Source organism: Rhizobium sp. LCM 4573, from assembly GCF_001854865.1.
Taxonomy (GTDB): Bacteria; Pseudomonadota; Alphaproteobacteria; order Rhizobiales; family Rhizobiaceae; genus Neorhizobium.
In genome coordinates this window covers 1-22,676 of the sequence record NZ_MDDW01000003.1, presented here as the reverse complement: position 1 = coordinate 22,676, position 22,676 = coordinate 1, and the positions used below count along the sequence as shown (strand labels likewise).

The following is a 22,676-nucleotide window of genomic DNA, read 5'->3' as shown; positions in this document are numbered from 1 at the left end:
CGGAGACAATAATTGGGAGGCGGAAAGCCTCGAACACGGAGAAAACGACATGAACTTCATGAGGCCTTCCGGGATCAATCCGTTCCTCGATCCCACTGACCGGTTCCTGGCGGAAATCGCTTTTACCATCCAGCTTCCACCGTCACTCCACGCGAAAGCGGACGGCCGTTACGCCGCCGCGAGGCGGCATCTCGAGGCATCAACCTTCTTTGCTGATGGCATCGAGCACTTCTATCCGCAGGGGTCGATGGCGATCGATGCTACGATCTCGACGCGCGGCACCGACGACGAGTACGACATCGACATCATTGCACAGCTGGCTGGCCGTTTCCGGCACCTTGGTCCGCTCGCCATACTCAAGGCAATTGAGGCCGCCTTCAAGGATTACCCGGTTCAGCAGGTCATCAGGCAGACCCGTTGCATTACCCTCGTCTATAGCGACCGCATGCACCTCGACGTCAGCCCCGGCTTTCGTGATTTGTGGACCCCTGACCGGCAGAGTCACATAATGCACGCCAAGGGACCCGCTGCGTCAACCGACGACCACGAGGTGCCGACCAACGCTTACGGGTTTGCGGAATGGTACAAAGCGCGGACCCCCGTCGAACTCGCGGTGCAGGAAGCGTTTCGCCGGAAGTGGGAAGACCACCTCCGTATCCGAGCCGATGCGGACGTCGACGAGGTCCCGGATCAGACCCCGTTCGTGGTCAAGAACATGGCGACGCTTGCCCTCCAGCTTCTCAAGCGCTTCCGCAACATCCGACATGACCAGATGGGAAGGCAGGGGCGGATGGCACCGTCGGTCTTGCTCGCCTACTATGCGGCACGCTCCGCGTCCCCGGGACAGACACTGACGGACGCGCTCCTCAACCTCTGCACCCTGATCATAAGGGACATCGATAGGGCCAGTATGCTCGGCCGAACGCTGGAAGTCCGGAATCCTACGTATTTTGACGACGTCTTCACGGATCGGTGGCCGGGCTCGATCACCCAGCAGAACGAGTTCGCTTCCGATCTCCGGCTGCTTGTCGAAGCAATCAAGACCCTGCGCTCCGAGCGCACCGATCCAGTCGAAATTCCGGGCATCCTGAAACGTCTGTTCGGAGACTACGTTGTCACGGACTCCATTCGTCGTATCGCGAAGGCCACGGGGTCTTCAATTCAAGGTGCGACGCAATCCTACACCACAAAGGGGGGCCTCCTCGTTCCGGCTGTCATAGCCGCGACACCGGCGGCTGCGGCACCCAACGTCATCTCCCCGATCGCTGCCACCAGGCATCGGTTCTACGGAGACCCCTTGTAATGAGTTACCTGCCGTACTCCATAGATGAACAGACGTCGGCCATGCGCGAGGATTGGCCCAGGTTTGGGTATCGTTTCGATGTCCAGCGAGGCCAAGCCGTGTGGCTAGGCCCCCTGAAACCCCAGAACCGTACCTACCTGGTCGAAGTCTCCTACGGCATGGATCAGGTTCTGGAAGGTCCAAGTGTGCGGGTTATGTCGCCTCAACTGACCCGTTTGCCAGGAAACGCCGAGGGGGCACTGCCTCATGTCTACAACCGCAACCGTGACCCGGTGCTTTGCCTRTTCGATCCGGCGGGCGAGCAGTGGACAGGCTGGCGGCTGATCTCGAAGACCACAATTCCATGGGCGATCGACTGGCTCGTTTGTTACGAGTTCTGGCTGATGACGGGAGTTTGGGATGGCGGCGGTCGACACCCTCCGTCTTCCGGAAACAGATTTGTGGCGGAGAACCTGACATGAACTACGTTCCTCCCAAGCGCTCCGACGGCACATACCGCGACTTCCGAGAGAAGCTTCCTTGGCCGAAAGGTCGTCTCTTTCGTATCCTTTCGCTCGACGGTGGCGGCATCCGAGGGCTGTTCGGGGCCTCGTATCTTGCCGAGCTCGAACGCCGATATCTGAATGGCGCGTCGATCGGCAGGTACTTCGACATGGTCGCGGGCACGTCGACCGGCGGCATCATCGCGCTCGGTCTCGCCAGCGGCATGACAGCTTCCGAAGTCTCGAAAATTTACACAGAGAGGGGCGAGTTCATATTTCCGCCCCCGACGATGCTGACAGGATGGTGGCGCTTCCTGAAGTCGATCCGCTCACCCAAGCATCGTACGGAGGACCTCAGAAATGAACTCCTGAGGGTATTCGACCACAAGGTCCTCGATGACACAACTTGCCGTGTCGTCGTACCCTGTTTCGAGGCGGAGCACGGGGAACCCTTTATTTACAAGACCCCGCATCACCCGATCTATCAACGGGACCGCCACAAGGCGCTCGTGGATATCGCCTTGCACACGGCCGCAGCACCGTCTTACCTCGCTGCAGTAGAGAACCACGGATACAAGATGGTCGACGGCGGCGTGTGGGCGAACAATCCGGTGATGATCGCGGTAGTCGATGTCCTCGCAAACTACGACATTTCGCCCCACGACATCCGTATTCTCTCGATCGGAACCGGCGACGAGACGGTCAAGCTCGCCGAGCGTCATTTGAAGGGCGGCCTATTCGACTGGGGCTTTTCCTTCCAAGCACCGCTGTTGTTCCGGATGGCCACCACTGCACAGTCGCAGAACGCAATAGGTCAGGCAGGGCTTCTGGTCGGGCGGYCAAATCTCGTGAGGGTAGACCTCGGCGTGAAAGAAAAACAGATCGCCCTGGATGACGTCAACCAAGCCAAGGCAGACCTGCCCAACGCGGCCCGGTCCCACGCAGAGGGTAACGGTCAGATGGTCCGCGACATGTTTCTGAACGAGAGGGCGGCACCCTACGACAACGCATTCAAAGGAAGGGAAGGTTAGAACAACCGACGGCGTTAATCGCACGCGTGGGAACACCGAACGGCGGCATCTACGACATCATTTCGGAACGGCAAGGTCGAGATTTCTCCGCGGAAATAGCTCTTGGCCTAATGGATATTGAATCAAATTGCGGCCTTACCTTCGGAAAGGCTTTCATGGCTTGGGCGATCCGGCACCTCAACGAAAGTCAACTCAGCGAGTTACAATCCAACGCTGTGCACGGGATTGCAGTCGCGGAGTTGCTTGAAAGGTCCGGAATCGAGTGGTCGGCCGAACCCGGGATGGCCTACAGCTAGCGAGTCATGACTGCCAAGGAGGGCTTTCATCCTGAACAGAAGCGGGACCGATCCGAAAACTCCTTGCGGAGCAACGGGACCGCGAAATCCACAAATGCCCTGACCTTCGGAACGGACAAACGCCCCTCAGGAGCGACGATATGCGCGGGCAGGGGAGGTGGCTCGTCATCAGGAAGGACAATGCGTAGTTCCCCGCGCCTCACGTATTCTGCGATCTGGTATGAAAACACCCGTGTCACGCCGTTCCCTTCGAGGGCAGAGGCAATGACACCTGCAACGCCGTTGATGGTGAGCCTCGGCTTTATGTGAACCGTGCGCTGTGCTCCACCGGCCTCACGCGGCGGGAACGTCCAGCTATCCTGCCCAAACTGCGCAAGAGCAATGCATCGGTGCTCCGACAGATCGGACGGGCTGCTGATTTCAGGTGCTCCGTCGAGATACGACGGAGCAGCGCAAAGGACCCTCCGGACTTCACCCACCCGAATGCCGATCATCGTCGAGTCGGTAAGGTGCGCAATGCGCAACCCGACATCGATGCCCTCGTCCACCAAGCTGACCGGCCGATCCAGCAGGAGCAACTTCGCGTTAACGTCGGGATGTTCACCGAGATAGGCATCAAGGATCGGACGGACGATCGAAACGCCGCTGATCAGGGGCGCAGTGACCGTCAATGTGCCTCTAGGGGCCTTCGTTTCACCCGCAGCCAGAAGGTCGGCCTCTTCAAGATCGGTCAGCACGCGCCGACAAGCGGCTGCGTATCGCTCGCCTGCTTCGCTCAGTTTGATAGTACGGGTCGTACGATGAAGTAGTTGAACGCCGACGTGACTTTCCAGAAAGCTGATCGCCCTTGTAACCGCGGCAGGCGAACGGCCGAGCTTCCTGCCAGCAGCGGCAAGACTTCCTTCGTCCAGGGAGCACACGAACACCTTCATGGCATCGATGCGGTCCATATTCTTCCTTTCCGCGAAACACTGACTTACCGAAGGCGCACATTCTGCCGGCGGGCGGAACTTACTAGATATTCAGCAGGCAAGGCAACAAGCCCGCCTGACATTCCTACCAACCACTGATGCGGACAGGACAGGACGCGGTGAGTACGCGCCCGCCGTGTGACCGCGCGCAATTGAGAGATTTGAAAATGAGCAATGAAACGAAGGTAGCAGTCATCACCGGGGCCTCGCAGGGTATCGGTGCATCGGTTGTCAGCGCTTACCGCAACCGTGGTTACGCTGTTGTCGCGAATTCCCGCAACATCTCCTCGGGGAGMGATAGCGGCATCGTGGCGGTGGGTGGTGACATCGGGGACCGAGCGGTCGCCGAGAGAGTAATTCAGACGGCGGTGGACCGCTTCGGCCGCATCGATACGTTGGTCAACAACGCCGGCATCTTCATAGCCAAGGATTTCACTGAATATACCGAAGACGACTTCCGCAACGTTCTGAACGTAAACGTCGCCGGCTTCTTCTATGTGAGCCAGCTCGCCGCCAAGGAGATGCTGAAGCGAGGTGCAGGCCATATCGTCCAGATTACGACTTCTCTGGTTAACCAGCCGATTTCAGGCGTTCCTTCCGCACTTGCCTCCTTGACGAAGGGCGGCCTGGATGCGGTTACCCGCTCGCTGGCCATCGAGTACGCCCCGAAGGGCATCCGCGTTAATGCGGTGTCTCCCGGTATCATCAAGACCCCGATGCATCCTGTTGAGAACCACGCGTTTCTCGCTGGTCTTCATCCAGTGGCTCGGATGGGTGAGATCGACGAGATCGCCGATGCGGTCCTTTTCTTGGAGGACGCGAAGTTCGTCACGGGGGAAACCCTTCATGTCGACGGCGGCCAGCACGCCGGCCGTTGGTAGTTCCTGAGAGCCAAAGGAAAGGAGGCACTTATGCCTTACGTGAGTATACAGGTAACGAGAGAAGGAACCGCTCCGGGCGCGACCAGCACCACCCCCGAGCAGAAGGCAAAACTGATCAAAGGCGTAAGTGACCTCCTGTTCGAGGTCCTTGGGAAGCCTCCCGCTGCCACGTTCGTCGTGATCGAGGAAGTGGATATGGAAAACTGGGGCGTCGGAGGTCTTCCGGTGGCGGAGTACCGCAGCCAGTCCAAGCCCGGCGGCAGCTGAAATGGGTCCGCCGCGTATCCTGATGGTGGTTACGTCGCATGGAGAACTGGGAGCCACAGGCCTGAAGACAGGCCTGTGGCTCGAGGGCTTCGCGGGACCCTATTATGAGTTCGCAGACCACGGGGCAATTGTCACGCTGGCGTCCATCGACGGAGGGCTTCCACCAATCGATCCCGTTAGCGTCGGGCGAGATGATGTGCCTCCCGCAACGCGCAGATTTCGATCCGATCCCGCTGCCCAGACGGTTCTTAACCAYAGCATGGAGATTTCGTATGCCCGGGCTGCCGAGTACGATGGGGTATTTTACCCCGGTGGCCATGGTCCAATGTGGGACCTCGCCACGGATAAGGTCTCGGCGAACCTCATTGGCGAGTTTGCTATGCAGGGGAAATGCATCGGCGCGGTTTGTCACGCCCCGGCAGCTCTCCTCCAGGTTCAGCTGCAAGGCGTCGCGTTCCTAAGTGGGAAAAGGTTGACGGGGTTTTCCAACGCCGAGGAGGAGCTGCTCGGGCTCACGGACGAGATGCCATTTCTGCTGGAGGATGCACTGAGCGATGCGGGTGCGGACTACGTTTGCGGCAAACCATTCGAACCATTCGTGATTGCCGACGGAATGCTGGTCACCGGGCAGAATGCGGCATCGTCGACAGCGGCGGCATCCGAGTTCATCAAAAGGCTGCAGTCGAAAACGCGAGGCTATTGACCGACCAGGCACGTCGATCTCGCAGATCAAGGCCTACCCGTGGGTTTCGGGTAGGCCTTTGTGGTTGGGAGGCTGATGCGGTTGCTTAGTTCGGGCGGTCAGCGCCCTGGTAGTAGTCGCCGTTGTCGATTTTCATGGACCAGACGGCGTCGCGATTGGACTTCTGTCCGTGGGAGGCGATGCTGCCCGTTACGGCGCGGTCGAGGGAGACGCCGGCATTGCTGTTCACGCCGTTATAGTATTCGCCTTCGCTGGCGAGGGCGGCACCGGCTACGGCTGCGGTCAGGGCGATGGCGGCGGCGGTGTTGAAGAGGCTCTTGATCATGATTTGGTTCCTTTCTCTGGTCGATGTCTCGGGTTCATCCAGTCCTCTTGGCTGGTGAGAGAAAGTTACTTCGGCTAACCCCTTCTTTGGTATCGGACGCCCGTATGCGGAGCTCATACACCGGTATGGGGCGTCTACTACTGGGTAAGCAGCGCAGGCGAGCGCGGGAGAGTAGGGAGGTGAGATTTGGCAGTACGAGGTAGCAACTCTACCAGCTGCAGTTCCAGAACTGGTCTGAATATGGGGTGGTCAGCGGAAGGGCAGGGGCTGGCAAGTATTGGCTGACGCTGCACGTGTTTCCGAAACTAAGTACCCGATTTCGCAACGGCCGGCTCCTGCCACTGGTCTCATCGCAGCCGTACACGAAACTTGACTCTTGCGAGGTGTTTTCCATTCTGAGGTGATGTCGAATCTCGCAACGCAATCCCCTCCCACCCGCGTCACCTACGACACAAACACGTGCAACGTACTCCATAATCCCGGCAAATGGCCCGATCTTGTCGCACCTGATGTTGCACGGAAAATTCGGTCGGCTATTGAGGTTGGACGGATAGAGGCATTTGTCTCCGAAGCATCGCTCTTCGTCGAATGCCTCAGCTTCCCAGACAAATTGGCTTATCTCGCCGTCGCAGGTACATCAGACCCCCGACCAGCTCCAGACCCGCGCATGCGGGAGATGTTCGCTGATTTGGGTTCGCTCGGCTTCAAGGTGTTGCACGCCCCTCTAATTGGGGCAGAAAAGTTTTTCGACGCAATTCCCTGGGCGGGTGACGACGTATGCCCGTTCGATACACGCCATCAACGTTTTTGCGACTTTGTCGGGCCTCTGGACCGGCACCATCCTTTACGGGATTACGGGACGTCGCTGTTGGCACATCAGCCTCCGGTCCCCACGCGTCGTAGCACGAGAACTGGGCCTAACTCATTCTCGGTTCCGCTCACTCAAAAATGGGCAGTAGCGCTGAAGCGGGAGTGGGATAGCGGTACTCCAGACGGCGGCGCGAGAGCCTTTCGGAAAAAGGTCGGTGGTTACATTAGCGAGTGGTGCGATGGCCTGATCGTCGGTTCGCATGTCGGCTACGGGCTCGACATCTTCTGCACAACAGACGAAGGCAAGAATGCCGGATCGGGAAGCTTGCTGCACCGCTCAAACCGCTCGACCTTGGCTAAGCAGGGCATTCGCATCATGACCCCGCACGAGCTAGTGTCGCATCTCGGCCTTTGAGTGAAGAGTTCCCTACCGGAAGTTCCAGGTGAAAGCGACGAGTTTTCACCCCGCCTGATCGACATCTGGTGGCTTTCACTACGTCATCTCGAGAACTCGCGGTGCAGAGGAAGCATAAGACAACCTCCACTTGATGGCATGCCGAAAGAACTAACGGAATCACGGACGGCTGCCGCAAAAMAGAACTAATACCTCCGTATACTGATACGCACGTATAATTGGAGCCCGGGAGGGCGAGAGCTAGGGTCTTCCGGTTAGTTGTTCCGGAGGTTTCCATGCTTGGCCAGTCACTTGCATCCACATTCGGAAATCGCGCCTGGGGTCCCTACGCGATGGATCGGGTGGTCCACACGTCGGTGACCGCAGAAGGGCATTCGCTCGCGGCCATCCACCAAGCGCTAAAGGGCGACTTCAAAGGGCCGACGCGCCACATGGAACAAGGTGAGGACGCCTATCTGATCACCAGCAGCATGGCGACGAATCCGGAGTACCAGCTTTGGGAAGGCACTAGATTCGTCGAAGAGCGGCCGGTGCGGCAGGCAGGGATTGCTATGACCGATCTGCGCCGCTGCCGCAAAGAGTACCTACCGACGGTTCCAGACGGTGTGCATTTCTACATTCCTCGGGGCCGCCTAGCTACTCTTCTGGAACAGGAAGGTGAGAGACCGGATTACGAATTAGAGGTTTCGTCAGCTGACAATGACCAGCAACTCTATGGCCTTGCGCTCCTGTTTCTTCCCATGCTCGATGATACGCAGGTGGCGGAGCCAGCTTACCTGAGCCATCTCGCGTCTGCGGTATCCTGGCATATGCTGACGCGCTATGCCGGCAAGCAAACGCTTGTGAATATGAACGCCGAGCAGCTCAGTCCCTCACGAGTAAAGCGAGCGAAAGAGCTTCTTTCTCTGATGCCTGGAAACGGCATGACAATAGAGGCGATCGCGGCGGAATGCCATTTGCCTCCCGCTCGATTTGCAAAGGCGTTCGAGAGGACCTGCGGCACACATCCACTGAAGTGGGCGAGGGCGCAACGAATAGAGCTCTCGAAGCACAGGCTATTTGCGACAAAGCTGTCTTTGAATGAGATCGCATACGAGTGCGGCTTCGCCGACCAGAGCCATTTTACGAGAAGTTTCGCGGCCGCAACAGGGCATACCCCGGCAGTATGGCGGCAGGCACGACGTGGGTTGTAAGCGCGGCCACCGACCAAATCGGTGACCGCGGGCCGATAGGTCATGCTGCGCCGCGGCCACTTTCGAAAAGGAACCAGACGCGTCCCTCCGTCTCGTCCAGCCAGGTCTCTATAAAGCTCGCGGTCGCGATATCACCGTGCTCGTCGCACAGCTGGTGGACCTCCTTCATACGACGGGCAAGATCACGGTTATCCTCCCGAAGTTCGGCAAGCATGTCCGCCGACGTTACGAATTCGGCGTCATTGTCCTCAACGCGCTGCAAGCGGGAAATTTCTCCAATCGAATGGATGGTAAGGCCCCCGAGCTTACGTACGCGCTCCGCTATCGTGTCGGTCATATTCAACAGCTGGCCAGCCTGCTCATCGAGCATGAGGTGGTAGTCGCGGAAGTTCGGGCCGAAGAGATGCCAGTGGAAATTTTTGGTTTTGATGTACAGCGCGAATACATCGGCCAGCAGCCCATTCAGCGCCGCCGAGAGATCGACGACAGCGTTCGACAGAAGGTTCGTTGGCGTGCGCAATGGGGAGGAGCGGCGGGTCTCGAGATCGAGGCGATCCATTGGTAGTCCTTTCGTTTTGGGTTAGTTTCGCGAGCAATACTCAGCACGATGAACGCAAACGTCTTGGAGGTCCCGGAAGTTTGTTGAATGTCGGTCCCGCCGCTAGGCGGAGTGGGATCGCGCTGAAACGTCGGCAACTACACTTTCGAGAAGCCGACCCATACGGACCAAGGCTTCCCCGGCCATGTGGCCGATGGCGTTCTTGTGCCCGATTTCCATAGGATCGTTATAGGCAAGCCATGTTTCGCCCGTGACCGTGGACCAAACCAGAACTTTCAGCGGGAGATCGAGACCAGTCGTCGGGGTGTCTTGTACAAGCAAGCTACCTACTTCGGGGTTGCCGAAAATGACGAGAGTGGTCGGCAAGAGGTCTATACCGACCGCGGCTGCGTCGGTGGTGTAATCGATTGTCGCGAAAACTTTGATATGCCGTTCGGAGAGCGCATCAAGCAATGCCGCCAGGGTTTCCTTGAACGAGAGTCGGCTTGGGAAGGCCTTCGTGTGAACAGGCACCATCGGCTATTCCCCTAATCCATCTGGCGTAAAGGATGGCGCGCAGACGATCCGCATCTCGACGTCTGCCATTTTCAACGCCAACTCGCTTTGGGTAATGATCCCACTTTCGAAGAGGGCCTTTGCAAGCGCTACAATACAGTGCTCGTAGTGACCAAGCCTCCTCGATGAGCCATCACCTGGGGCGACGACAGACGGATTGCCACGATCTGGAATCAAGATGTCCTGTAGACGGAGCACCGTGACAATCGCTTCGAAACGGCGCTCCCACTCCGCGAATTGTTCTGGCTGCGCACACACGACGTCGCTCATTGCGAGGTAACCCGGAGATCGCCTAAGGAGCATGCCGTAACGCCGATGCCGGCTACCTCCGCTTGAAGCCTGATGTCATCGGCACCAATGATACCTTTCTCGAGCAGCAACTCACGAACCGCTATTTCCATCAATTCGTGGAAGCGCGGGATGTGTTTCGGCCAAGCGGGTTTCTGCGGTTGTTTGATAAGGTCGGCCATGGCCAATCCTGGACCTCGCGTACTTGGACGGCGGAACACGACACATCAGTTGATATCGCCGGTTCGCGGTCGCGAATTTGGGACGTAGAAATCGTATTGGCGATCGACGCTGAACAATTGAACAGGGAAACCTTCTCTGGAAGGTCGTGCCAATATTCCACCGATTGAGGAGTTCCTCCTCGATGCAATGAATGCTCCGTGCGTGCAATGCGTTGAACATAGCTGCTGCTAAACGAACGGTGCGGCTGCAGTACCTCTCCCTGAGCCGGCCGCAATTCGACCGCGGCTCGCGACCACCGCGGTCGGCGGCCCTCCGCGCGCTCCGCCCGTGCGAGAGGGCCGCTTTTTAGGGGACGCGATCAAAATCGGCGAAAGAAGAAAGGACCGCGCAATGACTGAAAGCCCTCAGACAATCGCAGGAATTCGCATTCCGGACAGCCAGATGGCACGAGATGCCACTGAGCTCGTGCGTGACACGGAAACCGATCTCCTGTACCACCATTCGCGCCGGGTGTTCCTATTCGGAGCCCTCACTGGAGAGCGCCGCGGGCTCAAGTACGATCCTGAACTTCTTTACATCGGAGCGATGTTTCACGACATGGGGTTGATGGACTCCCATGCCAGCGAAACAGAACGTTTCGAAGTAGACGGAGCCAATGCCGCGAGAGCCTTCCTGCATTCGTACGACGTATCCGAACGCGACGTTGACGATGTTTGGGACTCCATCGCGTTGCATACAACGCCGGGCATTCCTCAGCACAAGCGGCCTGTCGTCGCCCTGGTCACGGCCGGAGTCGAAATGGACGTGCTCGGAATAGCCTACGATGACTTTTCCCAGGAACAGCGGCAGGAAGTGTGCGCCTGCCATCCGCGCGGGCTGAAGTTCAAACACGGCATTCTCTCCGCGTTCTGCTACGGTACCATCCGCAAGCCGCATACCACCGCCGGAAACGTGAAGGCTGACGTCCTGGAGGCGATGGACCCGACGTTCGAGCGCTGGAATTTCGTAGACACGATCCTCAATTCGAAATGGGAAAGCTGATCGGGACCACTCGGGCAGGTTTGAACATCAGACCTGTCTTGGTCGGTACTGGTCAGTCTCACCATGAAGCAGGAGTACGGCCCTTCATCTCAAGCCATAAACAAACGCGGGCATTGCCCCGCGTTTCCACGTAGTCGGCAGGTTATTCTCGAAAGAAGCATGTTTAATTGTCAGTTCGCCGTCTAAAACGATCCGCCATTTTTAATGGGGAGTTTTTCTACTTCACGTTCAGAGCTTGCTCTCAGTGGATAGGTCGCCGGCAAGGTGCAAGTTTGCGATAGCAGAAAGTCCCGCCACGAAATCGATGAGCCGCCGTCTTTGTGGCGGCTGCGGCTGCCCCGAGATAAGGATCGGGAAAAGCCAGTGCTCTCGAGCGTTAGGTAGGCTGACGGCAATCGTGTGTATCTCCGGCACTTCAATAATCTCGACGTGGAAATCGCCGCCGACGCTACTGATGAATTCTTCGGCCGCTTCCAACGATTCGATCGTGTAGTCGGCGACTTGTCCACGCAGAATCGATGAGGGCGTGGATTGGTCTTCCTCGTCAATATCCACTAATAGGGCGTCACCGTTCAATTCGACCACGTATCGCCATACTGACCGAGTACGCTCGTCTGCTTCCAAAACTCCGTTCGCAAGTGCCTCAAGAGACACCGAGACGACAGGTATCGGAGGAAGGTGCCGGAATTCAGAGCTCTCGCTGACACCTAAGTCAGGGAGAGATGCCTCGAGGAGTGGGGTCATCCATGCTGGTTCCTGGGCAATTCTCACTGGCATGGCTCACGGTCCAATATCGTCGTAGCTGATTTCGTCCTCAAAAAACTCGACGCCCCCTGAGAGCGGCWCGAGCCACGCCTGGCAGGCCGCTGACTGCCTCGGTGCGAACGCTCTGAATATCCATTGGTGGAGGTTGCATCGTTCCCATGCGAGAGACAATGCGCAGGCCTTTCGCGAGAGTTTGGCCTGTCACGAGCAGATTGCGCCTGGCGACATCGGCAGCAAGAGCAGTTTGTCGGTCAAGGGCGGGTGAAGCGTTGAAGGTAATTGCTACTCGGACGCGGCTTGTCAGCCATCACCGCTGTAAGACCTGAAACAGGAAAGGGCGGGACTTCTCGCCCCGCCCAGTGCGCTATTGCCCTTTCGTTAGAGCAATCATCAGTTTTTATTCTGGCTTGCCGACGCGCTGACGCCCGTCTTTTCCCAGTAATCAAGAACCGGAAGCCCACCCACACCCCAATCCTCGAATTCGACCTCATCGATCACGACCCATGTCGCTGCGGGTGCCTTGTCGATTACATCCCGGAGCACGTTGGTCATCCCTTCGATGATCTTCGCCTTCTGTTCCGGCGTTGCGCTGCCCTTGGTGAACTTGACGTTGATGTACGGCATTTTCTACTCCTCACCAATGACCGGCATGCTGGCCGCCGTCGACGTGAAGCGTCTCGCCGGTTACGAATGCAGCGTCTTCCAGATAGAGGACCGCCTGAACGATCTCGCTGATCTCACCCATCCTTCCAAGCGGGTGGAGGCTATCGAGCATCGAATGGGTTTCAGGGGCATGTAGCGGCGTTTTGATGATCCCCGGGGAAACCGCGTTGACGCGAATGCCTGAAGACGCGAACTCGATCGCGAGACCCCGCGTTGCTGAATCGATGCCACCTTTCGTCAATGAGGCGAGAATGGCCGGGACGCCATTGATCGGCTGATCGACCAACGTCGTCGTTATGCTGACAACATGGCCCGTGCTATCCGCCTTCTTCAGTTGCGCGACGAATGCCTGCGTCACGTAGAAAAAGCCCGCGAGGTTCACTGCGATCTTCCGGTTGAAGTCGGCCGGAGTGTAGTCGGTGAAAGGCTTGGCGATGAAGATGCCCGCATTATTGACGAGCGTATCGACGCGGCCAAAGCGCTCCAATGCGGTTTCGACAAGCCGCTTGGCAGTTTCAGGTTCACCAACATCGCCCGCGACGGATGCAATGCCTACATCATTTCCGTAGAGCTCGGGGGAAATGTTGCGGGAATTCGCGACTACGTTCCAGCCGCGCTGGCGGTAGCCGGCGACGATGCCAGCTCCGATACCTTGCGACGCGCCCGTAACGATGGCGACTTTCGTGTCGATGCTCATTTTTTCTCCATGACAATAGGCGTGACCACCGTTCGGTGGCCACGGGGAGGGTTGGATGGTTTGAGGTCAGTAGACGCGGCTAAGGAAGTCTCGCATCAGCGGGACGATTTCGTCAGCCTTGTCCTCGAATGCGAAGTGCCCGCTGTCGAGCAGGTGAAGCTCGGCGTCCGGGTTGTCGCGCAGAAACGCTTTCGCTCCTTCTGGCGGAAAGATGCTGTCATTCGCTCCCCAGACGAGCAGCGTCGGCGGGCGATGCTCGCGGAAGAACTTCTGAAACATCGGATAGAGCTCGACGTTGTTCCGATAGTCATAGAAAAGGTCGAGCTGGATTTCGACGTTGCCAGGCCGATCGAGGAAATGCTGGTCCACAATCCAGTTGGCAGGGTCGATCCGGGTCACGTCCTTGACACCATCGACGTATTGGAACTTCGTGATCTCCAAGGTCATGAAGGGACGCAGTGCATCGCGGTTCTCTTTGGAATTATTCTTCCAGAGCGCTTTGATCGGGTCCCAGAATTTCTGGAGTCCATCCTCGTAAGCGTTTCCGTTCTGCGGGATGAGCCCTGCAACACGCTCGGGATGCATAAGCGCAAGCCGGAAGCCGGTGGGCGCACCGTAATCCATAACATAGAGAACGTACCGCTTGACGTTAAGTTGCTCAAGCAAGTCGTTGACGATGTTGGCGAATRTTGCAAAACCGTAATCGAACTGCTCCCGCGGAGGCATAGCCGATAGACCAAATCCCGGTAGATCGGGGGCAATGACGTGATACTGGTCCGCAAGCGCCGGGATCAGATTGCGGTACATATGCGAAGAGCTCGGGAAGCCGTGCAGCAGGACCACCGCGGGTGCGTCCGGGGAGCCGGCCTCGCGGTAGAATATCTCGATTCCGTTTACCGTAGCCGTGCGGTGGTGGGTGACCGGATAGGTTTTGGACGCGTTCATCAGCATATGAGACTCCGTGGTTTATGTTGCCGACGAAGACTCCGCCGGCACCGGGTTTATTTGAGAAGAGCGAGAACCTGGCGAGCGGCTTCGGCCGAAGAGGCGGGGTTTTGTCCGGTCACGAGATGACCGTCCGTGATAGCGAGAACCTGCCAGTCACCTACCTTTTCGTACTTTCCGCCCAGTCGCTTCAGCTCGTCCTCGACCAGAAACGGTACGACGTTCGTGAGATGAACCGCCTCTTCCTCGGTATTAGTGAAGCCGGAAACGCGCTTTCCGCTGACAAGCGGCTTGCCGCCGATTTCCACACGATGGAGAACGGCTGGGGCGTGGCACACCGCTCCGACTGGCTTGCCCTCGTTGTAGAATTCCTCGATCAGCCTGATCGATGTCGCGTCCTCGGCGAGGTCCCACATGGGGCCGTGACCGCCGGGGTAGAAGATCGCATCGAAATCACGGGAGTTGACGTCAGCGAGGCGAACCGTGTGAGCCAGGACCTTCTGCGCGGCCGGATCGGCCTTGAAGCGCTCGGTCAGCGGGGTCTTCCCTTCGGGGGTGTCGCTTTTCGGGTCGATCGGTGGCTGACCGCCCTTTGGGGATGCGACGGTGATTTCCGAGCCGGCATCCAAAAAGGTGTAGTATGGCGCGGCGAACTCCTCGAGCCAGAAGCCTGTCTTCTTCCCGGTATCGCCGAGCTTGTCGTGGGAGGTTAGGACCATCAGGATTTTCATAGGTGTTTCCTTCAGTTTCGTGATGGGGCGGCGCAGGGCTGCGCCTTAACCGGCAGTGACTTCGAGTGCGATTTCGGTGTTCAGCGCTTTCGAAACAGGGCAACCCGCTTTCGCCTGATTGGCGATGGCAGTAAGTCCCTCGACATCGAGGCCGGCGACATGTCCGCTCAACTTCAGATGGCTGGATGTTATGGCGAAGCCGTCCCCAACACTCTCGAGCGTGACCCGCGCCTCAGTCTCAAGCTTCTCGACCGAGAAGTTGGACTTCGCCAGCATCATGGCGAGCGCCATCGTGAAGCAACTGGCATGAGCCGCGGCGATCAGTTCTTCGGGATTGGTGCCTTGCACCCCTTCGAAGCGGCTGCCAAAACCGTAGGGATAGCCATAGAGCGCGCCGCTCTGGGTCGATACCGCCCCCACGCCGTCCTTCATGCCGCCCGTCCAAGTTACGGTCGCGGATCGAACTATACGCACTGTCGTCTCCTGTCGTTGGAGCGCCTCACCATTTGGGCGCGTGCCGATCCTGCGACGAACAGGGGAGGGGTTATTGAACAGATCGCCGATCTCTTGAATCAGCGGGGTCCCTTGGGAGAACCTTCAATGCTTTCCGGATTCGTCCAATACGCGCGCGAACGACGATTGGAAGCTCCGCTCCGAGCCGACACGGCCAACTCGATACAAGGAGCTTCCGATGAAAACCGTCGCAGCAGTCGCCCGCGTAGAAAAGGCACACTTCTCAGTCGAGGAGGTGGTCCTCCCGGAGCCCGAAGGAACGGATGTCCTCGTCCGGATCGCCGGCGTCGGAATCTGCCACACTGATCTCGCCAGCCGCGACGGTACCCTTGGGGCTCCCTTCCCATCGATTTTCGGGCACGAAGGTGCCGGGGTGGTGGAGAAAGTTGGACCGCTGGTGACAAAGCTGAAGCCGGGTGACCACGTGGTACTCGYGCCAGCGTCGGACGGAACCTGCCGCCACTGCCAAACAGGCAATCCGATGTACTGCGAGCACTTCACCGAGCTCAACTTCCAAACAGAGCCTAGAGCTACGGGGGCGACGCTGTCCGATAACAAGACGGCCGCGCTGCGATACTTCGGGCAGTCTTCATTCGGACATCATGCCCTTGCTTCGGAACGCAACGCCGTCAGGGTAGCCGCAGACATCCCGCTTCATCTACTTGGACCGCTGGGCTGCGGCATTCAAACTGGCGCAGGAACCGTCATGAACGGATTGCGGCCGGAAGCCGGGCAGAGCATCGTCATACTGGGCACTGGCGCAGTGGGACTCGCCGCCATTCTCGGAGCGGCCGTCTGTGGCTGCGGGGATATCATTGCCGTTGATCGCGTCGACAGCCGTCTGGAGATGGCCAGGGAGCTCGGAGCAACCCACACGATTAATACCTCCAAGGTGTCCGACCTTGGGACCGCAATCATGGAGATCGTGCCCCACGGCGTCGATTTCATCGTCGACTGCGCCGGCGTGGCCGGCTTGCTGAACGCGGCTATTCTCGGCCTCGGCAAACTAGGTACGGTTGGACTCGTAGCAGTACCGCCAACCACAGACCGGAAGCTGGAACTCGCCTGGTTCCCGACGCTGCTTCAGGGCCAGTCGGTTCGCGGCTTTGTGGAAGGCAATTCGATCCCCGACATCTTCATCCCGAGGATGATTGAACTCTTTTCCCAGGGCCGGTTCCCCTTCGACAAAATGATCAAGACCTACCCGTTTGACCAGATCAACAAGGCGGTAGAGGATCAGCTTTCCGGCGCGACCATCAAGGCTGTCCTCAAGGTAGGTGACTAGCGATGTCGAAGATCGAATCCCAAGGGCTTGATGCCCTCCAGATGGGCCACATCCGGCACTTTGACAACCTCTCGCGGCAACTGCCCAATGACTGRTCCCTGATGAAGGGGCGCGGTGTAGGGCAGGACGATTTCGGGGGGTATCGGTTCCAACTGGCCTACATGGCTTACGCCCTCGGTCTCGTCCACCGTCATCGTCTACCGGCTGCGCCGGCGGTATTCCAGCCCATCATGAAACGCCTCATCGACAAGCTGATGTTGCCGGAGGTTTGGATGTATTGGCACAACGTCAGCCGCGGCGGCAGCGTCTTCAATGCACATCTGGCCCATACCTATCAGGAGGAATGGGACCCGGTTGGCCGCGACAACATCATGTACAGCGCCTACGTACAATCGCTCACGCTCCTCTACCATTACCTTTTCGACGACCCCGTGTATGAACGGGAAGGGGCGATCACATTCCGATATTGGTCGTACTTCTGGGGCGGCGACGCCAAGGAGTACCGCTATGACCAGAAATCCCTCAACGACCATCTCTACTGGATGATGGTACGAAGCGGTTATATCGGGGTCGCCTGCGAACCGAATTGCGTATTCCAGATATGCAATCAACCTGCGATCCTTGGATTCCGTTTGCACGACCTCATCTATGGAGGCTCGATCGCGGAGGAGGTGACCCGGGAATACGAGGCTGCCTGGAAGGAGTTCGGCAGGTTCGGGGAAAACGGCCACTACCACATCATGCTCGCTGAGGATACGCGCGCGCCTCGGCTGAATGCCGCCGCCTATCCCTGGGTGGATGCATGGCTCGGCACACTCATGAACATGTGGAACAGAGACTTCGTTCGGGAGAACTATCCGCGCCAAGTGAGCGATTATCTCATCCAATCTCCTGATGGCCTTCTGTCGGTGCGGTCCACCCCACGTCCTTCGATCAAGGGAGAAAATGTCGTCAATGATGACTGCGACTTCGGGTGGGTTGCGGCCTGGGCATCGGAAATGGGCGATGACGATACGTTGTCCGGGATGCTCCAATATGCGGACCGTTATTTCTGCCCCAGCTGGCGCGACGGGGGTCTGTACTATCCGCGGAACGACGAGGAGGTCGATAATTTCGGCAATCGCCTTCTAGTGGAACCCCAGACCGGGAACGTGTTGCTCGGGTATGCGCGCCTCAATATCGCTGACGGCTTGTGGAAGCTTTACAACGAGCCGTGGTCCAGGGAACGCTTCAAACAGCCCGCCCTCAGGGAAGCAGCGGACGACATCGATGTCAGTGCTGCCTTCTATAATAGCGCCGAGCAGACGCTACACCTGGTGATGCGCAGGAGCGCGGACCGCAGAGGTGTCGGACGCGTCGGAATCGGGCCAATCCCCTCAGGGGCGAGATGGGCTCTCGGATGCGACGGTGCTGAGATTGCCTTGGGGCGCGGTGATGAAATCCTCTCCAGCACCCTGGATGCCCTTTCGGCACAGGACGGCACTATCCGTTTTGAGTGCCCAACTGGCCCCAGCCGGAACTTCCGGCTTGCGATTTTGTAGGAGACGCCAATGCAAACCGAGTTGCCAGTTGCCTTTGCACTCACGGATCATTTCGGACAACAGGTCAATGCATCCAGCTACGCTGGAAAATGGATGCTCGTATTCTTCGGATTCACCAACTGCCGGGTAGTTTGCCCCCGAAACCTCGGCAAGCTCAGTGAAGCTCTTGACCTCGTCGACCCGGGGATCGCGCTGAACATCCAACCACTATACATCACCGTTGACCCAGCGAGGGATACGCCAGAGGTCATGCGCGAGTTCCTAGAGAATCGGTTCCCCCGATTCAGGGGGCTAACTGGCGATGAACATGAGATCAACCTCGCGAAGGAGAACTTCGGCGTATTCGCTAGACGGGTGGACGAGGGCGATGGGCAGTACCAGATGCCGCACACGTCCCTGACCTATCTCCTCGATCCGGATGGTCGATATCACAGTCACTGGCCATCAGTTCTGGAGCTTACGGAAATCCATGATCGGATCAGAGACGCGGTAGTTGGCGCGGAGTTGGTCACCTAGTCACCTATTGAGCAACACCTTCATGGTTCTACTCTTTAAGTTCAGACTCTAGCGACGTGTGAATACAACCGTCCGCACAAGATCGCGCGAACTTCGATCGCAAAAGCGTAGATTGCTGTTCACCCGTGGATACCGGCAGCAAGGCTAAGAACCGGATTCGCGATAGTCATTTAAGACCGAATTGGGCCTTTGAAATGAGCTTGTTGTTTTGAAACGTGGCATTCATATTCCCGGCCCACGAATTGCCTCGCCATGTCACCATAACAGTATTGTAGCCCAGCATGTCGGTCTTGGCAGCCAACTCACCACTGCAACCAAGCTTGCGGCGTGCAGCTTGATATGAATCGTTGGTTGCCAAGGAATAGAACCCATCGAGAGTTACCTCGCAGTCTGGCGAATCAGGATTACGTCGCGCCTTCGCGTAATCTGACGAGTCCGAGTTACTTCGGGCTTTCGCCTCGGGTGGTGATTTCTCACCAGGTGATTGGGAGGCAAGCGAGCCGACAATAAGCGCTGCCAAGATCGCGCATACACTAAACTTTGTCACACTGGAAAGCACAAGAATTTCCCCGATTTCTTTGGGCTAAGCTATTCATCAGCGGTAAACGTTAGTTGAATCAAGTAATTATAAATGCATCTTTCACGTACGATACCCTGCAGAGCCAACACACCATGGTGTCCTAAACCGCTGCTACGTTCAGAAAGCTGGTAATATTTAATTATTTCAGATTCTGCAGTGGATTGTCTCGTTGCCTAGCAAAAACGCATAGTCGCGCCCGCACGTCGCGTCGACATTAACGTTTTGAAACAATGGAAGCAGTCAACGTTCGTCGTGGTAATATTTGCTGGACTGTCGCTGGCGCGCTTCAACTGAGTGACGTCAGTGCAGAATGTGGAAACAAGCTCCCAGTTTCGTCCTGTGCCGTTCCTTCGGCCATTATATCCCCACAACAATAGCATCCCAGCAGTCAGGTCCAGGCGATCAATCAGGGCTTGGCCGAATACCTCCGAAGCCGCCTGAGGACTTACGAACGTTGCCAGGCGTATTACCCGTCAGCGCCACAAAGAGGCGGGTCATATGCGCTTGATCGGAGAACCCGCAGGCGTACGCGATTTCGGAAATGCTCAGCCTGCTTTCCCTCAGCAGGTCCGTTGCTTTCCTCACTTTGTATTCGCGTAGCCATCTATGGGGCGGCAGCCCAGTGCTTTTCTTGAATGCCCTCAAAAACCGCTCCACGGGGAGCTCGCAGGAGGCCGCAAGAGCTTGGATTGTCACACCGTCTTCGACGGACGAAGCAAGCATTTCAGTAGCCCGCCGCAGTTGCCACTCCGCCAATGTGCCTGTTTGAGGTGGCGGTCGGTCGACACCGCCATAGGTCCGCGCGAGATGAAGGTAAGCCGCAATGGCAACGTGGTCGAAGAAGAGCGATCTGTCGCTCATGGGTTTGCCGAACAACGGGGCTAGAACCTTCGCGAATGTGTGCATGGCGGGATCGGCGACTGTGGGGAGATACCTCAGCTCTCGTATCGCGGGCATGTCGTTCGTCTGCGCAAGTTCGGAGAAGATGATTTCGGGGACGTAGAATTTCACGCAGTCATAGAATGTTGGCAGATGTAGTTGCGGCTCGTCCTGCAGGTTCATGATGCTCATGCTGCCTGCCTCGCAGCTACCCTTCCACGTCAATTTCCCGGCTCGGAAGGACTCGAATTTCGCGATGCCCTGGAGGCGTACGGTAACGATGTATGCCTTTTCGACGGGTATGTAGTCGGTCAAGCCCRATCCGCGGCTGCCAGTCGTCACGCGGGTGRCAGCCAGCTGTTCGGATTTAARAGTTGAGGTTCTCATGAAGGGCGCGTCGTCGATATTGAAGCGCCGGGCGAGTTCTACTCCATATGCACCGTATTGCATGTCAGCCTCCGTTCGTCCGCTTATTTGCGGGGGAAGGGGGCTTTGTGTCCATTATACCGGGGTACATGAGCAATAGCCGCCGCATAGTGGATGTCTCGGTTCGTAATCGGCGTTTGAGTAACGTGTGCCCAAAGACCTCAGTCAGGCCGAAGCGGACTTTCGACCCGCGATCTGACAGCTGTCGTTCAACATTTGTCGACCGATTTCGCTTATAATCATGCCGGCCGCGCGTTCTCATCTGCAGCACAACTATCGGGACTCAACTCAATGGAAATCTCACATCGAATGGTTGCGGCGATCTGCTCCAAGTCGGGCTGTGGCCAAGCGATTCATGTCTCGATCGGCCGCTGGCCAGGCGGCGTGAATGATCGCGGCGGGTTCGTTATCGAATGTGACGAGTGCGGCAGCCGGTCGTACATTCAGGTTTCAAACCCGAACGATGCGTCGAGCGTGACAAGCGGCGGGCGGCTTGTCGCGAGATGGGACGACGATATTGACGAACTGAATGATGTGCTTCGTGCTCACGATCTGACAGCGGAAAACGAATTGAAGGAAAGCATGCTGGTCATACCGTCGAACGAGTCTGACGGCCCCCAGTTCGTGCTCGAAGACCGAGCTGTCTACAGATGTCTCGATTGTGATCACGGGCTGGAGAGCCCGGCCTACGATGCATTAGGCAAAGCACTTGGCGCTATAAACAAAAATCTCGGTTCGTTCTTCACTCACTATCTCAAAGGCGGGATTCCAAGGCCCGATACGATCAGCGTGACGCTCGAGATTGGTTGCGCCTGCACCGTCCATCGTATGGTTTTTCATCGGCCATTCTCCGACGCGGACCGAGGCGTGAGAAACCCATTAGAGTTCGTCCTGGCCGGGCCCGACGATCCAGCAATGCTAACCGACATCGACGGGGTTTTCAGCCGCGACGACTGCATCAGTATTTTCAAGAAGCTACTGTTGCGCTGGCGAGCGCGGCATCGGCTAGTGATGCTGGTCGTCCCATTCATCGGCCTCGACTATCCGGGCCGAGAAGAGAACCGCGTTGACCTGTGGAACATGGTCCTTGGCTACACCGACCCGGGCCGAACGGTACTGGTAACCCGCCGCGCCACCTATAAAGGCTTCCTCGAGGCAGCGAAATCTCAGGGGACGGACATTGATATCCTCGCAAAGTTTAAACTTCTTACCCCGCTCGTTGGAGTGCTCCCCGTTTCACCGGACAGTCGGCTTAGGTTGAGATAGCCCTGATGAACTGGCGAGGGGAAGCCATTTTCAGAGCGGAATGGGGATGGATTTCATTATAGTCCTCGATCCATCCATCGATCTGCCGGAGCGCAGTTTCCGCGTCCGGAAGGGTTGAGATGCGGACATAGTCCCGCTTCAGGGTTTTGACRAAGGCTTCGGACATGCCGTTTGACTGTGGACTGRCGACGGGTGTGAAGCATGGCGTCAGATTAAGAGCCTGGGYGAACAGCCGAGTTTCCCGCGCGGTATAAGGCGAACCGTTATCAGACAAATGCTCGATGGCATGCGGCGCTCGGGCTACGCCGAAGCGCTTCTCAACAGCCTCCAGCATCATGTCACGGACATCGGAGCCGGATATTCCGGCATTAGCGACAGCCGCCCAGGCGATGATCTCACGGTCGAAGGCGTCGATAATGAAGGCGAGCCGGATAATCTCACCGTTCCAGCAGGTGAACTCCAGGCCATCCGAGCACCAGCGCAGGTTCGAGCGCATGACCATGACCTTACCGTCGTGGAGGCGACCCTTGCGCACTGCTGTGTGTTTCTCCAGCAACATGCCATGA

At 57.7% G+C, this 22,676-nt stretch carries 28 protein-coding genes; 13 read left to right on the top strand and 15 right to left on the bottom strand.

All coding sequences use genetic code 11. The features are described from left to right. Positions 1-49: 49 nt before the first annotated feature. From LCM4573_RS06970 to LCM4573_RS06960, 3 genes are read left to right on the top strand one after another with little or no spacing between them, the layout of a single operon-like run. Complete coding sequence (locus LCM4573_RS06970; RefSeq protein WP_071005555.1) at positions 50-1,303, top strand: nucleotidyltransferase; 1,254 nt, start codon at positions 50-52, stop codon at positions 1,301-1,303. Continuing rightward, on the top strand, positions 1,303-1,764 hold the full coding sequence (locus tag LCM4573_RS06965) for a hypothetical protein (protein ID WP_071005554.1): 462 nt from the start codon (positions 1,303-1,305) through the stop codon (positions 1,762-1,764). The genes LCM4573_RS06970 and LCM4573_RS06965 overlap by 1 nt, the downstream gene beginning before the upstream one ends. Next, positions 1,761-2,816, top strand: a complete 1,056-nt coding sequence (locus LCM4573_RS06960; protein WP_071005553.1) for a CBASS cGAMP-activated phospholipase — start codon at positions 1,761-1,763, stop codon at positions 2,814-2,816. Before LCM4573_RS06965 ends, LCM4573_RS06960 begins: the two co-directional genes overlap by 4 nt. Positions 2,817-3,138: 322 nt before the next feature. On the opposite strand, the gene LCM4573_RS06950 is transcribed toward LCM4573_RS06960, so the two are convergent. Further along, a complete protein-coding gene (locus tag LCM4573_RS06950) occupies positions 3,139-4,062 on the bottom strand; it encodes a LysR family transcriptional regulator (RefSeq protein ID WP_071005551.1) in 924 nt (307 codons plus the stop codon). Between the two features lie 188 nt (positions 4,063-4,250). Between LCM4573_RS06950 and LCM4573_RS06945 the strand changes: the two genes are divergently transcribed. From LCM4573_RS06945 to LCM4573_RS06935, 3 genes are read left to right on the top strand one after another with little or no spacing between them, the layout of a single operon-like run. Beyond that, positions 4,251-4,964 (top strand): SDR family NAD(P)-dependent oxidoreductase, encoded by a 714-nt coding sequence (locus tag LCM4573_RS06945; RefSeq protein ID WP_071005550.1) that lies wholly within the window; start codon positions 4,251-4,253, stop codon positions 4,962-4,964. A gap of 30 nt (positions 4,965-4,994) precedes the next feature. After that, positions 4,995-5,231, top strand: coding sequence for a 4-oxalocrotonate tautomerase family protein (locus LCM4573_RS06940; protein WP_071005549.1), 237 nt, complete (start codon positions 4,995-4,997; stop codon positions 5,229-5,231). Between the two features lies 1 nt (position 5,232). Further along, positions 5,233-5,934, top strand: a complete 702-nt coding sequence (locus tag LCM4573_RS06935; protein ID WP_071005548.1) for a type 1 glutamine amidotransferase domain-containing protein — start codon at positions 5,233-5,235, stop codon at positions 5,932-5,934. An 85-nt stretch (positions 5,935-6,019) separates the two neighbouring features. Here LCM4573_RS06935 and LCM4573_RS06930 read toward each other — a convergent pair whose 3' ends face one another. Beyond that, on the bottom strand, positions 6,020-6,259 hold the full coding sequence (locus tag LCM4573_RS06930) for a hypothetical protein (RefSeq protein WP_071005547.1): 240 nt from the start codon (positions 6,257-6,259) through the stop codon (positions 6,020-6,022). Between the two features lie 403 nt (positions 6,260-6,662). On the opposite strand from LCM4573_RS06930, the gene LCM4573_RS06925 reads away from it, so the two are divergent. Then, positions 6,663-7,484, top strand: coding sequence for a hypothetical protein (locus tag LCM4573_RS06925; protein WP_131818944.1), 822 nt, complete (start codon positions 6,663-6,665; stop codon positions 7,482-7,484). Positions 7,485-7,759: 275 nt separating this feature from the next. Beyond that, positions 7,760-8,677 carry an AraC family transcriptional regulator gene (locus LCM4573_RS06920; RefSeq protein ID WP_071005545.1) on the top strand — a complete coding sequence of 306 codons (918 nt, stop codon included), beginning with the start codon at positions 7,760-7,762 and terminating at the stop codon, positions 8,675-8,677. 40 nt (positions 8,678-8,717) lie between these two features. Here the strand turns inward: LCM4573_RS06920 and LCM4573_RS06915 are convergent, their stop codons facing one another. From LCM4573_RS06915 to LCM4573_RS06900, 4 genes are all read right to left on the bottom strand, one after another. Further along, positions 8,718-9,236 carry a Dps family protein gene (locus LCM4573_RS06915; protein WP_071005544.1) on the bottom strand — a complete coding sequence of 173 codons (519 nt, stop codon included), beginning with the start codon at positions 9,234-9,236 and terminating at the stop codon, positions 8,718-8,720. Positions 9,237-9,338: 102 nt separating this feature from the next. Next, complete coding sequence (locus tag LCM4573_RS06910; protein ID WP_071005543.1) at positions 9,339-9,752, bottom strand: DUF302 domain-containing protein; 414 nt, start codon at positions 9,750-9,752, stop codon at positions 9,339-9,341. A 3-nt stretch (positions 9,753-9,755) separates the two neighbouring features. Then, complete coding sequence (locus LCM4573_RS06905; protein ID WP_071005542.1) at positions 9,756-10,061, bottom strand: hypothetical protein; 306 nt, start codon at positions 10,059-10,061, stop codon at positions 9,756-9,758. Further along, on the bottom strand, positions 10,058-10,261 hold the full coding sequence (locus LCM4573_RS06900; protein ID WP_071005541.1) for a hypothetical protein: 204 nt from the start codon (positions 10,259-10,261) through the stop codon (positions 10,058-10,060). Before LCM4573_RS06900 ends, LCM4573_RS06905 begins: the two co-directional genes overlap by 4 nt. A gap of 391 nt (positions 10,262-10,652) precedes the next feature. On the opposite strand from LCM4573_RS06900, the gene LCM4573_RS06895 reads away from it, so the two are divergent. Continuing rightward, complete coding sequence (locus LCM4573_RS06895) at positions 10,653-11,303, top strand: HD domain-containing protein (RefSeq protein ID WP_071005540.1); 651 nt, start codon at positions 10,653-10,655, stop codon at positions 11,301-11,303. Between the two features lie 228 nt (positions 11,304-11,531). Here LCM4573_RS06895 and LCM4573_RS06890 read toward each other — a convergent pair whose 3' ends face one another. From LCM4573_RS06890 to LCM4573_RS06865, 6 genes are all read right to left on the bottom strand, one after another. Continuing rightward, on the bottom strand, positions 11,532-12,047 hold the full coding sequence (locus tag LCM4573_RS06890) for a hypothetical protein (protein ID WP_071005539.1): 516 nt from the start codon (positions 12,045-12,047) through the stop codon (positions 11,532-11,534). A 411-nt stretch (positions 12,048-12,458) separates the two neighbouring features. Continuing rightward, positions 12,459-12,692 (bottom strand): 4-oxalocrotonate tautomerase family protein, encoded by a 234-nt coding sequence (locus LCM4573_RS06885; RefSeq protein WP_071005538.1) that lies wholly within the window; start codon positions 12,690-12,692, stop codon positions 12,459-12,461. 10 nt (positions 12,693-12,702) lie between these two features. Next, the gene (locus LCM4573_RS06880; protein WP_071005537.1) at positions 12,703-13,428 is read right to left on the bottom strand and encodes an SDR family NAD(P)-dependent oxidoreductase; all 726 of its coding nucleotides are present in this window, start codon (positions 13,426-13,428) and stop codon (positions 12,703-12,705) included. Between the two features lie 66 nt (positions 13,429-13,494). Beyond that, a complete protein-coding gene (locus LCM4573_RS06875; RefSeq protein ID WP_116285384.1) occupies positions 13,495-14,373 on the bottom strand; it encodes an alpha/beta fold hydrolase in 879 nt (292 codons plus the stop codon). Positions 14,374-14,429: 56 nt separating this feature from the next. After that, positions 14,430-15,104 carry a type 1 glutamine amidotransferase domain-containing protein gene (locus LCM4573_RS06870; RefSeq protein ID WP_071005535.1) on the bottom strand — a complete coding sequence of 225 codons (675 nt, stop codon included), beginning with the start codon at positions 15,102-15,104 and terminating at the stop codon, positions 14,430-14,432. Positions 15,105-15,149: 45 nt separating this feature from the next. Next, complete coding sequence (locus LCM4573_RS06865) at positions 15,150-15,578, bottom strand: OsmC family protein (protein ID WP_071005534.1); 429 nt, start codon at positions 15,576-15,578, stop codon at positions 15,150-15,152. A gap of 217 nt (positions 15,579-15,795) precedes the next feature. Between LCM4573_RS06865 and LCM4573_RS06860 the strand changes: the two genes are divergently transcribed. From LCM4573_RS06860 to LCM4573_RS06850, 3 genes are read left to right on the top strand one after another with little or no spacing between them, the layout of a single operon-like run. After that, on the top strand, positions 15,796-16,902 hold the full coding sequence (locus LCM4573_RS06860) for an NAD(P)-dependent alcohol dehydrogenase (RefSeq protein WP_071005533.1): 1,107 nt from the start codon (positions 15,796-15,798) through the stop codon (positions 16,900-16,902). Positions 16,903-16,904: 2 nt separating this feature from the next. After that, complete coding sequence (locus LCM4573_RS06855) at positions 16,905-18,443, top strand: hypothetical protein (protein WP_071005532.1); 1,539 nt, start codon at positions 16,905-16,907, stop codon at positions 18,441-18,443. Between the two features lie 9 nt (positions 18,444-18,452). Next, a complete protein-coding gene (locus tag LCM4573_RS06850; RefSeq protein WP_071005531.1) occupies positions 18,453-18,959 on the top strand; it encodes an SCO family protein in 507 nt (168 codons plus the stop codon). Between the two features lie 166 nt (positions 18,960-19,125). On the opposite strand, the gene LCM4573_RS27900 is transcribed toward LCM4573_RS06850, so the two are convergent. After that, entirely contained in the window at positions 19,126-19,518 is a 393-nt protein-coding gene (locus LCM4573_RS27900; protein WP_157895490.1) for a hypothetical protein, read from the bottom strand. Between the two features lie 423 nt (positions 19,519-19,941). Further along, positions 19,942-20,733, bottom strand: coding sequence for an AraC family transcriptional regulator (locus tag LCM4573_RS06845; RefSeq protein ID WP_157895489.1), 792 nt, complete (start codon positions 20,731-20,733; stop codon positions 19,942-19,944). A 420-nt stretch (positions 20,734-21,153) separates the two neighbouring features. Between LCM4573_RS06845 and LCM4573_RS06840 the strand changes: the two genes are divergently transcribed. Further along, entirely contained in the window at positions 21,154-22,110 is a 957-nt protein-coding gene (locus LCM4573_RS06840) for a hypothetical protein (RefSeq protein WP_071005529.1), read from the top strand. On the opposite strand, the gene LCM4573_RS06835 is transcribed toward LCM4573_RS06840, so the two are convergent. Next, the coding region (locus LCM4573_RS06835; protein WP_071005528.1) for a DDE-type integrase/transposase/recombinase at positions 22,097-22,676 on the bottom strand (580 nt) is incomplete at its 5' end. The two genes, LCM4573_RS06840 and LCM4573_RS06835, sit on opposite strands and share 14 nt — an antisense overlap.

What these genes read in the sequence shown, in the direction of transcription:
- LCM4573_RS06970 (WP_071005555.1), top strand. Translation starts at nt 50, where the DNA reads ATGAACTTCATGAGGCCTTCCGGGATCAATCCGTTCCTCGATCCCACT.
- LCM4573_RS06950 (WP_071005551.1), bottom strand. Translation starts at nt 4,062, where the DNA reads ATGGACCGCATCGATGCCATGAAGGTGTTCGTGTGCTCCCTGGACGAA.
- LCM4573_RS06940 (WP_071005549.1), top strand. Translation starts at nt 4,995, where the DNA reads ATGCCTTACGTGAGTATACAGGTAACGAGAGAAGGAACCGCTCCGGGC.
- LCM4573_RS06930 (WP_071005547.1), bottom strand. Translation starts at nt 6,259, where the DNA reads ATGATCAAGAGCCTCTTCAACACCGCCGCCGCCATCGCCCTGACCGCA.
- LCM4573_RS06925 (WP_131818944.1), top strand. Translation starts at nt 6,663, where the DNA reads ATGTCGAATCTCGCAACGCAATCCCCTCCCACCCGCGTCACCTACGAC.
- LCM4573_RS06920 (WP_071005545.1), top strand. Translation starts at nt 7,760, where the DNA reads ATGCTTGGCCAGTCACTTGCATCCACATTCGGAAATCGCGCCTGGGGT.
- LCM4573_RS06915 (WP_071005544.1), bottom strand. Translation starts at nt 9,236, where the DNA reads ATGGATCGCCTCGATCTCGAGACCCGCCGCTCCTCCCCATTGCGCACG.
- LCM4573_RS06910 (WP_071005543.1), bottom strand. Translation starts at nt 9,752, where the DNA reads ATGGTGCCTGTTCACACGAAGGCCTTCCCAAGCCGACTCTCGTTCAAG.
- LCM4573_RS06905 (WP_071005542.1), bottom strand. Translation starts at nt 10,061, where the DNA reads ATGAGCGACGTCGTGTGTGCGCAGCCAGAACAATTCGCGGAGTGGGAG.
- LCM4573_RS06900 (WP_071005541.1), bottom strand. Translation starts at nt 10,261, where the DNA reads ATGGCCGACCTTATCAAACAACCGCAGAAACCCGCTTGGCCGAAACAC.
- LCM4573_RS06895 (WP_071005540.1), top strand. Translation starts at nt 10,653, where the DNA reads ATGACTGAAAGCCCTCAGACAATCGCAGGAATTCGCATTCCGGACAGC.
- LCM4573_RS06890 (WP_071005539.1), bottom strand. Translation starts at nt 12,047, where the DNA reads ATGACCCCACTCCTCGAGGCATCTCTCCCTGACTTAGGTGTCAGCGAG.
- LCM4573_RS06885 (WP_071005538.1), bottom strand. Translation starts at nt 12,692, where the DNA reads ATGCCGTACATCAACGTCAAGTTCACCAAGGGCAGCGCAACGCCGGAA.
- LCM4573_RS06880 (WP_071005537.1), bottom strand. Translation starts at nt 13,428, where the DNA reads ATGAGCATCGACACGAAAGTCGCCATCGTTACGGGCGCGTCGCAAGGT.
- LCM4573_RS06870 (WP_071005535.1), bottom strand. Translation starts at nt 15,104, where the DNA reads ATGAAAATCCTGATGGTCCTAACCTCCCACGACAAGCTCGGCGATACC.
- LCM4573_RS06850 (WP_071005531.1), top strand. Translation starts at nt 18,453, where the DNA reads ATGCAAACCGAGTTGCCAGTTGCCTTTGCACTCACGGATCATTTCGGA.
- LCM4573_RS06840 (WP_071005529.1), top strand. Translation starts at nt 21,154, where the DNA reads ATGGTTGCGGCGATCTGCTCCAAGTCGGGCTGTGGCCAAGCGATTCAT.